Below are 7,156 nucleotides of genomic sequence, written 5' to 3' on the forward strand. Positions count from 1 at the left end.
GCCGCGGCGTCCCGGAGCCGTCCCCGGGGCGCAGGCCCAGGCAGATCCCGCGGCCGTGGCCGTGGCCGTGGCCGTGGCCGTGGCCGTGGCCGTGGCCGTGGCCGTGGCCGTGGCCGTGGCCGTGGCCGTGGCCGTGGCCGTGGCCGTGGCCGTGGCCGTGGCCGTGGCCGTCGCCGACGCCGACGCGGGCCCGGCGCCGTCGCCCCGCGGGGCGCGGGCGGGCGCACCTCACAGATCGGGGCTCCGCCCCCGACCCCGCGCCTCAAACGCCGGCGGGGCTGAAGGAGCGGGGCTCCGTCCGGGCCGCGTGCCTCGAAGGGCCGTGGGGCGGGGAGAGCGGGGCTCAGCCCCCGGGCCGCTGCGACGCTCCGCCTTGCGATGCACCGCACCAGACGCTGCGGGCTTGACCGGCAACGTCCGGATGAGACGGCCTAGCCGGCTGTGTCCGCTTGTGTCGCCACCGTCTTGGCCCAGCGGTAGTCCGCCTTGCCGCTCGGGGAGCGTTGGATGGCGGGTGCGATGACGAGTTGGCGCGGGACCTTGTAGCCCGCCAGTCTGGTGCGGCAGTGGCTCTGGATCTCGTCCAGGGTCGGTGCCGGGGCGCCCGGCCGGACCTGGACCACCGCCGCCACGTGGCTGCCCCAGGTCGGGTCCGGCACTCCGGCGACCAGGGCGTCGTAGACGTCGGGGTGGGACTTCAGCGCCTGCTCGACCTCTTCCGGATAGACCTTCTCGCCGCCCGTGTTGATGCACTGCGAGCCGCGGCCGAGCACCGTGACGATGCCCTGTTCGTCGACGGTCGCCATGTCGCCGAGCAGCACCCAGCGCTCCGCACCCTTCTGGAAGAAGGTCTCGGCGGTCTTGGCCGGGTCGTTGTAGTAGCCGAGCGGTACGTGGCCGCGCTGCGCGAGGCGCCCCGGTTCACCCACCGCCACCGGTTCGTGCGTCACCGGGTCCACCACCTGCGTACGGTCGTTGACCTCGAGGCGGAAGCCCTTCTCAGGGCTGGAGTCGTCCGTCGCCCGGCCGTTGGACCCGGACTCGGACGACCCGAAGTTGTTCAGGAGCAGCACGTTCGGCACGAGCCGCTGGAACTCCGCGCGCACCGTGTCCGACATGATCGCCCCGGACGAGGAGACGCTGAACAGCGAGGACAGGTCCGTGCCCTTCAGCGGGCCGTTCAGGGCGTCGATGAGCGGCCTGAGCATCGCGTCGCCGACCAGCGACACGCTCGACACCTTCTCCTTCTCGATCGTGCGGAGCACCTCCTCCGGCGCGTACTTGCGGTGAATGACCACCCGCTGGCCGTAGTTGAACGCGATGAACGAGGTCAGCGTCGACGTGCCGTGCATCAGCGGGGGAGCGGGGAAGAAGGTGAGCCCGGCGCCGCGCGCCAGGACCCGTTCGGCCAGCTCCTCCGGCCGCTTCACCGGCTCGCCCGACGGCTCGCCGCCGAAGAGACCGGCGAAGAAGAGGTCCTCCGCCCGCCACATGACGCCCTTGGGCATGCCGGTCGTGCCGCCCGTGTAGATGATGAACAGGTCGTCGGCGCTCCGCGGCGCGAAGCCGCGCCCGGGGGATCCGGCGGCCTCGGCCTCCGGGTACGCGACCGGCGCGATCGAGGGCTCCGGAGCCCCCTCGGGGGCCTCCCCGACCCGGATCAGGTGCCGGAGCCTCGTCGTCTGCGGCAGCGCGGCCGCGACCCGCTCAGTGAACTCGCCCTCGAAGACGAGCGCGGCGAGATCGGCGTCGTTGTAGAGGTAGACCAGTTCCTCCTCCACGTACCGGTAGTTGACGTTCACCGGGACCAGCCGGGCCTTCAGGCAGGCCAGGACGGTCTGGAGGTACTCGATGCCGTTGTAGAGGTGCAGGCCCACGTGCTCGCCGGCCGCCAGGCCGTTGTCCAGCAGGTGGTGCGCGATCCGGTTCGCCGCCGCGTCCAGTTCCGCGTACGTGAGGCGGCGCTCGGCGCCGGACCCGGGGTGGTCCACGTAGACGAGGGCCTCGCGGTCCGGGACGACGTCCACGACCGACTCGAACAGGTCGGCAAGGTTGTACTCCACCGTTCCTCCTGACCCCGGATGTTCCCGATGTCCCGCTGTTCCGGATGTTCCCGCTGTTCTCGACGTCCCCGACGACCGGCCCCGCGGCCGGGCTGCTCCGGCGGTCATTAGAGCGCCGGAGCCGGTAACTGGGAAGGGCACCGCCCAAGAAATCTGACTGAGTGTCAGAAAACTATTGAACTGCACCCTGCCCTACTGCAACCTGTTCTAGGTCTTGAGACGGGAGGACGGCAATGGGTGGGACAGAACACCTGATCGTCGATCGGCACGGCGCCACGCTGGTGCTCACCATGAACAGGCCCGAGGCGAAGAACGCGCTCTCGCTGCCGCTGCTGGTGGGGCTGTACGACGGCTGGCTGGAGGCGGACGCCGACGACGAGATCCGCTCGGTGGTCCTGACCGGCGCGGGCGGGGACTTCTGCGCCGGCATGGACCTCAAGGCGCTGGCCGGCAAGGGGATGGGGGGCGACCAGTACCGGGACCGCCTCAAGGGCGACCCCGACCTGCACTGGAAGGCGATGCTCCGCCACCACCGGCCGCGCAAGCCGGTGATCGCGGCCGTGGAGGGCCACTGCGTGGCCGGCGGGACCGAGATCCTGCAGGGCACGGACATCCGGGTGGCCGGCGCGGGCGCCACCTTCGGCCTCTTCGAGGTCAAACGGGGGCTGTTCCCGATCGGCGGCTCCACGGTGCGGCTGCCGCGGCAGATCCCGCGCACGCACGCTCTGGAGATGCTGCTGACCGGGCGCCCGTACTCGGCTGAGGAGGCGGCGCGGATCGGGCTGGTCGGGCGGGTGGTGCCGGACGGCACGGCGCTGGAGGCGGCGCTGGAGATCGCGGAGCGGATCAACGCGTGCGGGCCGCTGGCGGTGGAAGCGGTGAAGGCGTCGGTCTACGAGACCGCGGAGCTGACCGAGCGGGAGGGGCTGGCGGCGGAACTGCTGCGGGGGTGGCCGATCTTCGACACGGCGGATGCGAAGGAAGGGGCGCGGGCCTTCGCGGAGAAGCGGCCCGCGGTGTACCGCCGGGAATAGCCCCCGCCGTTGTCGAGCCCCACCCCGACGTCTCGCACGTCGACGGGGCTGGATCGCGTCGGCGGGGCTCGGAAATCCGGGGATCCGCCCCGGACGCCGGACGCCGGACGCCGGACGCCGGACGCCGGACGCCGGACGCCGGACGCCTGACGCCTGACGTCGGGCCCCAGGGCCAGGACCCCAGGGCCCCGGACTCCAGGCCCCGGACTCCAGGCCCCGGACTCCAGGCCCTGGACTCCAGGCCGCGGAACCCAAGCCCCGCGCCCGCGCCCCAAGCCCCGCCCAAGCGCCGGCCCCGCCGGCGGGCCGGCAAGGCCCGTACCCATCGCTCGTACCGGAATCAACCGCAATGGAGAGCCGCCCATGACAGCCGCGTCCCCCCCGGAACTGCTCCGCGCGCCCCTCATCGTCGAGTTCCCCTTCACCCGGTCCCTCGGGCCCGTCCAGAGCGCCTTCCTCACCGGCCTGCGCGAAGGCGTCGTCCTCGGCGTGAAGACCTCCGGCGGCAGGGTGATGGTCCCGCCCGTCGAATACGACCCGGTCACCGCCGAGGAGATCCGCGAGCTCGTCGAGGTCGCCGCCACCGGCACCGTCACCACCTGGGCGTGGAACGGCCGGCCCCGCCCCCACCAGCCCCTGGACACCCCCTTCGCCTGGGTCCTGGTCAAGCTCGACGGCGCGGACACCGCGCTCCTGCACGCCCTCGACGTCCCCGGGCCGGAATCCGTCCGCACCGGCATGCGCGTACGCGTGCGATGGGCCACCGACCGTGCCGGCGCCATCACCGACATCGCCTGCTTCGAACCGTACGAGGGGCCCGCGGGCGGCGAGGCCGTCCCGCACGACGGGGGCTTCGCCGACGCCGTCACCGGCATCGTCGCCGAGGCCCGCCTCGACTACGTCTACAGCCCGGGCCGCGCCCAGACCGCGTACATCAACGCCCTCTCCGAGCAGCGGACCGTCGGCGAGCGCTGCCCCTCCTGCCACAAGGTGTACGTGCCCCCGCGCGGCGCCTGCCCCACCTGCGGGGTGGCCACCACCGACCAGGTCGAGGTCGGCCCGGCCGGCACGGTCACCACGTACTGCATCGTCAACATCAAGGCCAGGAACCTCGACATCGAAGTCCCGTACGTCTACGCCCACATCGCCCTCGACGGCGCCGGCCTCGCCCTCCACGGGCGGATCGGCGGCATCCCGTACGACCAGGTCCGCATGGGCCTGCGCGTCGAGCCCGTATGGACCGAGGGCGGCCGCCACCCCGACCACTACCGCCCCACCGGCGAGCCGGACGCGGACTACGACGCGTACAAGGAGCTCATCTGATGACCCGATACGCCCGTGAGGTCGCGGTGGTCGCCTTCGCGCAGAGCGACCACCTGCGCCGCACCGACGAGCTCAGCGAAGTCGAGATGGTCATGCCGGTGCTGCACCAGGTGCTCGCCGCGACCGGGCTGAAGGCCGGCGAGATCGGCTTCACCTGCTCCGGTTCCAGCGACTACCTGGCCGGCCGGGCCTTCTCCTTCACCATGACCCTCGACGGGGTCGGCGCCTGGCCGCCGATCTCCGAGTCGCACGTCGAGATGGACGGTGCCTGGGCGCTCTACGAGGCCTGGGTCAAGATCCAGACCGGCGAGGCCGACACCGCGCTCGTCTACGCCTACGGGAAGTCCTCGCCCGGTTCGGTACGCGACGTACTGACGCGCCAGCTCGACCCGTACTACCTCGCTCCGCTCTGGCCCGACTCGGTGGCCCTGGCCGCCCTCCAGGCCCAGGCCCTGATCGACGCGGGCGAGACCGACGAGCCCGCCCTGGCCGCCATCGCGGCGCGCAGCCGGGCCGCCGCCGGGACCAACCCGCACGCCCAGCTCCGCGGCGCCGTCCCGCAGGGCGACTACCAGGTACGGCCGCTGCGGACCGGAGACTGCCCACCCGTCGGCGACGGCGTGGCCGCGGTGATCCTGGCCGCCGGCGACCTCGCGCAGCAGCTGTGCGAACGCCCCGCCTGGATCACCGGCATCGACCACCGCATCGAGGCCCACGGCCTGGGCCTGCGCGACCTCACCGATTCCCCGTCCACCCGGATCGCCGCCGAGCACGCGGGCGTCTTCGACGCCCCCGTGGACACGGCGGAACTGCACGCGCCGTTCTCCTCCCAGGAGGTCGTGCTGCGCAAGGCGCTCGGGCTCGGCGACGGCGTGAGCGTCAACCCGTCCGGGGGTGCACTCGCCGCGAACCCGGTCATGGCCGCCGGCCTCATCCGCATCGGCGAGGCGGCCGCCCGGATCCGCCGCGGCGAGTCCGACCGGGCCGTCGCCCACGCCACCTCCGGCCCCTGCCTCCAGCAGAACCTGGTCGCCGTCCTGGAAGGGGACCGAGCATGAGCAAGGAGCCAGTTGCCGTCGTCGGCATCGGCCAGACCAAGCACGTGGCCGCCCGCCACGACGTGTCCATCGCCGGACTGGTCCGAGAGGCGGCGGCCCGCGCCCTCGCGGACGCCGAACTGACCTGGGCGGACATCGACGCGGTCGTCATCGGCAAGGCCCCCGACTTCTTCGAGGGCGTGATGATGCCGGAGCTTTACCTGGCGGACGCGCTCGGCGCCGTCGGCAAGCCGATGCTGCGCGTGCACACGGCGGGCTCGGTGGGCGGGTCCACCGCCCTGATCGCCTCGAACCTGGTCGCGGCGCGCGTCCACCGCACGGTCCTCACCCTCGCCTTCGAGAAGCAGTCCGAATCCAACGCCATGTGGGGCCTGTCGCTGCCCGTCCCGTTCCAGCAGCCGCTGCTCGCCGGCGCGGGCGGATTCTTCGCCCCGCACGTCCGCGCGTACATGCGGCGCACGGGCGCGCCGGACACGGTGGGCTCGCTGGTCGCGTACAAGGACCGGCGCAACGCGCTGAAGAATCCGTACGCGCACCTGCACGAGCACGACATCACCCTGGAGAAGGTCCAGGCTTCGCCGATGCTGTGGGACCCGATCCGCTACTCCGAGACCTGCCCCTCCTCGGACGGCGCGTGCGCGATGATCCTCACCGACCGGGCGGGCGCGGCCCGTTCACCGAAACCACCTGCCTGGGTGCACGGCGGGGCGATGCGCAGCGAACCCACCCTCTTCGCGGGCAAGGACTTCGTCTCGCCGCAGGCCGGCAAGGACTGCGCGGCCGACGTCTACCGGCAGGCGGGGATCACCGATCCCCGCCGGGAGATCGACGCGGTGGAGATGTACGTGCCCTTCTCCTGGTACGAGCCGATGTGGCTGGAGAACCTCGGCTTCGCCGCGGAGGGCGAGGGCTGGAAGCTCACCGAGGCCGGGGTGACCGAACTCGACGGGGACCTTCCGGTCAACCCGTCCGGCGGGGTGCTGTCCACCAACCCGATCGGCGCCTCCGGCATGATCCGCTTCGCGGAGGCGGCCCTGCAGGTGCGCGGTCAGGCCGGTGAGCACCAGGTTCCGGGAGCCCGCCGGGCGCTGGGGCACGCGTACGGCGGCGGCGCACAGTTCTTCGCGATGTGGCTGGTGGGGGCCGAGGAGCCCGCCTCCTGAACGCGGGCTCCGCCGGCGGCGGCGGAGCCGGACAGGTGCCGGACCGGCCACGGGTGACTCCCCGTGGCCTGTGCGGCACTCGCTGCGGTGGTTAACCTTGCCCCCGGACGACGTACCGGGAGGAGCACGCACGTGGCCGAGAGCATGACTTCACAGCCCCTCGCTGGCTGGGGGAAGCCGGACCTCGATCTCACCGAGGCGGACTGGCAGTCGAGCAGCAGGGGAGCGGGTGACGTCCAGATCGCGTTCGTCGAGGGCTTCATCGCCATGCGCAACAGCGAGCGCCCCGAAAGTCCTTCACTGATCTTCTCTCCCGACGAGTGGCACAAGTTCGTGCTGAACGCGCGGGGCGGGGAGTTCGACCTGACGTAGACGGCGCGCGGCCCGCCGTACGCGGCGGGCCCCGGGCGGGCATACACCGCCCCCGTGGGCGCCGGCGGCCCGGGGTTACGCCCCGGGCGGGGCGCCGTGGACGGCGGGTACACCCGACCGGGCCGCCGCGGCCAAGGGCTGGT

General features: G+C 72.7%; 7 protein-coding genes. 5 read left to right on the forward strand and 2 right to left on the reverse strand.

Going from position 1 to position 7,156, the window contains the following annotated elements; translation table 11 throughout:
* The coding region (locus ACWGIF_RS37475; protein WP_453504286.1) for a hypothetical protein at positions 1 to 232 on the reverse strand (232 nt) is incomplete at its 3' end.
* 199 nt (positions 233 to 431) lie between these two features.
* Complete coding sequence (locus ACWGIF_RS37480) at positions 432 to 2,063, reverse strand: acyl-CoA synthetase (RefSeq protein WP_453504288.1); 1,632 nt, start codon at positions 2,061 to 2,063, stop codon at positions 432 to 434.
* Positions 2,064 to 2,296: 233 nt separating this feature from the next.
* On the opposite strand from ACWGIF_RS37480, the gene ACWGIF_RS37485 reads away from it, so the two are divergent.
* From ACWGIF_RS37485 to ACWGIF_RS37505, 5 genes are all read left to right on the forward strand, one after another.
* Positions 2,297 to 3,097: a crotonase/enoyl-CoA hydratase family protein gene (locus tag ACWGIF_RS37485; protein WP_453504290.1), complete on the forward strand. Its 801-nt coding sequence runs from the start codon at positions 2,297 to 2,299 to the stop codon at positions 3,095 to 3,097.
* A 363-nt stretch (positions 3,098 to 3,460) separates the two neighbouring features.
* Positions 3,461 to 4,420 carry a Zn-ribbon domain-containing OB-fold protein gene (locus ACWGIF_RS37490; RefSeq protein WP_453504292.1) on the forward strand — a complete coding sequence of 320 codons (960 nt, stop codon included), beginning with the start codon at positions 3,461 to 3,463 and terminating at the stop codon, positions 4,418 to 4,420.
* On the forward strand, positions 4,420 to 5,478 hold the full coding sequence (locus tag ACWGIF_RS37495) for a thiolase domain-containing protein (protein WP_453504294.1): 1,059 nt from the start codon (positions 4,420 to 4,422) through the stop codon (positions 5,476 to 5,478). The genes ACWGIF_RS37490 and ACWGIF_RS37495 overlap by 1 nt, the downstream gene beginning before the upstream one ends.
* Positions 5,475 to 6,641 carry a thiolase domain-containing protein gene (locus ACWGIF_RS37500; protein WP_453504296.1) on the forward strand — a complete coding sequence of 389 codons (1,167 nt, stop codon included), beginning with the start codon at positions 5,475 to 5,477 and terminating at the stop codon, positions 6,639 to 6,641. The genes ACWGIF_RS37495 and ACWGIF_RS37500 overlap by 4 nt, the downstream gene beginning before the upstream one ends.
* Positions 6,642 to 6,785: 144 nt before the next feature.
* Entirely contained in the window at positions 6,786 to 7,013 is a 228-nt protein-coding gene (locus ACWGIF_RS37505) for a DUF397 domain-containing protein (protein ID WP_370466718.1), read from the forward strand.
* Positions 7,014 to 7,156: the final 143 nt, after the last annotated feature.

This window comes from Streptomyces sp. NPDC054849, from assembly GCF_053610945.1.

Excerpts from the sequence above, each read along its gene's own strand:
- ACWGIF_RS37490 (WP_453504292.1), top strand. The coding sequence starts at position 3,461 with ATGACAGCCGCGTCCCCCCCGGAACTGCTCCGCGCGCCCCTCATCGTC.
- ACWGIF_RS37495 (WP_453504294.1), top strand. The coding sequence starts at position 4,420 with ATGACCCGATACGCCCGTGAGGTCGCGGTGGTCGCCTTCGCGCAGAGC.
- ACWGIF_RS37500 (WP_453504296.1), top strand. The coding sequence starts at position 5,475 with ATGAGCAAGGAGCCAGTTGCCGTCGTCGGCATCGGCCAGACCAAGCAC.
- ACWGIF_RS37505 (WP_370466718.1), top strand. The coding sequence starts at position 6,786 with ATGACTTCACAGCCCCTCGCTGGCTGGGGGAAGCCGGACCTCGATCTC.
- ACWGIF_RS37485 (WP_453504290.1), top strand. The coding sequence starts at position 2,297 with ATGGGTGGGACAGAACACCTGATCGTCGATCGGCACGGCGCCACGCTG.